This window comes from Pseudomonas sp. RW409, from assembly GCF_003184125.1.
Taxonomy (GTDB): Bacteria; Pseudomonadota; Gammaproteobacteria; order Pseudomonadales; family Pseudomonadaceae; genus Aquipseudomonas; species Aquipseudomonas chlororaphis_I.
In genome coordinates this window covers 1077041-1078758 of record NZ_QHHP01000041.1, presented here as the reverse complement: position 1 = coordinate 1078758, position 1718 = coordinate 1077041, and the positions used below count along the sequence as shown (strand labels likewise).

1 protein-coding gene is annotated in these 1718 nt (G+C 64.4%); it reads right to left on the bottom strand.

The window, feature by feature from the left end:
• Window positions 1-343 precede the first annotated feature (343 nt).
• Complete coding sequence (locus DK261_RS33420; protein ID WP_009048282.1) at window positions 344-1441, bottom strand: polyamine ABC transporter substrate-binding protein; 1098 nt, start codon at window positions 1439-1441, stop codon at window positions 344-346.
• Window positions 1442-1718: the final 277 nt, after the last annotated feature.

Below are 1718 nucleotides of genomic sequence, written 5' to 3'. Positions count from 1 at the left end.
TTGTTGCGCCCCTTCGGGTCGATCGCAGCCTGCGGCAGCGGCCACACGAAGCCAGACCCCGACCCTGTAGCCGCTGCCGAGCCCGCGAGGCTGCGACAAGGCCCGCAGGGCCTTCATCGGTCTTGAGATCGCCGCGCCCCTTTGGGGTGTACGCAGCCTGCGGCAGCGGCTACAGGGTTTTGTGCGGCCTGAAAGCAAAAAAGGCGCCCGAGGAGGGCGCCAAGGAGTCACCTGAACCGAGGGAGCCAGGCGAGCCCGTTCGCAGGGGTGTCGCGGTGGTAAGGCGCGACTGAACGGAAGAGGGCAGCAGCGCCCGCCGCGATGGCCGGGCGGGCGCGGGGGGTCATTTGCCGAGCTTGATCCGCGTCCAGCCGCGGTTCATCACGCGCTGGATAGCGATCGGCTGGTCGGGCACCGCGTACAGGGTGGCGAGCACCGCTTGCGGCGGGTACGAGGCCGGGTCGTTGCGGATGGCTTCGTCCACCAGCGGCGTGGCGGCGGCGTTGGCGTTGCTGTAGCCGAGGCTGTTGGTGACCTCGGCGATGATGTCCGGGCGCATCAGGAAGTTCATGAACAGGTAGGCGTTGTCGACGTTGGCCGCGTCCTTGGGCATGGCCATCATGTCGTAGAAACTGCCGGCGCCTTCCTTGGGAATGCTGAAAGCGACCTTCTCCTTGTTACCGGCCTCTTCGGCGCGCGAACGGGCCTGCAGCACGTCGCCGGAGTAACCCACGGCCACGCAGATGTTGCCGTTGGCCAGGTCGGAGATGTACTTGGAGGAATGGAAGTAGGTCACCGAAGGACGGATCTTCATGAACAGCGCCTCGGCCTCGAGGATCTGCGCCTTGTCCTTGCTGGTCACCGGGTAGCCCAGGTAGTGCAGGGCGGCGGGGAGCATTTCCGTTGGCGAGTCGAGGAAGCTGATGCCGCAGGCCTTGAGCTTCTCGGCGTTCTCCGGCTTGAACAGCAGGTCCCAGGAGTTGGTCGGCGCGTCGCTACCCAGCACCGCCTTGACCTTGTCCGGGTTGTAGCCGATACCGATCGAGCCCCACATGTAAGGGAAGGCGTGGGCGTTGCCCGGGTCGCTGGCGGCGGCGTTCTGCAGCAGCACCGGGTTGAGGTTCTTCCAGTTCGGCAGCCGCGACTTGTCCAGTTCCTGGTAGACCCCGGCCTTGATCTGCTTGGCCAAGAAACTGTTGGAAGGCACCACGATGTCATAGCCGGACTTGCCGGTGAGCAGGCGCGCTTCCAGGGTTTCGTTGCTGTCGAAGACGTCGTAGGTGACGTGGATGCCGGTCTCGGCCTCGAACTTTTTCAGGGTGTCCGGGGCGATATAGTCCGACCAGTTGTAGACACGCAGCTCCTTGTCGTTGGCCTGGGCGCCGGTAACCAGGGCGCCCATCAGGGACAGTGATAGCAGAGTCCTGCCAAGCATTTTCATCGGTACAACTCCATTTCTTATTGTGCAGATTGCTGCATGTGGAACGTGGGGTGTCAGGTTGCACGTCTTCGCGAGCAAGCTCGCTCCTACAGGGAGGGTGCATGTCTGTAGGAGCGAGCTTGCTCGCGATCCAGGCGCCGCTGTGTGTCGTGAGCGCGACGGCCTAGGCCGTCGTCGCTTGCATGCGCCGTTGCGCAGCGGGTTGGAACGCTTCGTTGGCGGTGTATTCCATGGCTTCCTGGATCGCCCGCTTGCGGGCCGCTTCGGCGCGCCGGCC

Excerpts from the sequence above, each read along its gene's own strand:
- DK261_RS33420 (WP_009048282.1), bottom strand. The coding sequence starts at position 1,441 with ATGAAAATGCTTGGCAGGACTCTGCTATCACTGTCCCTGATGGGCGCC.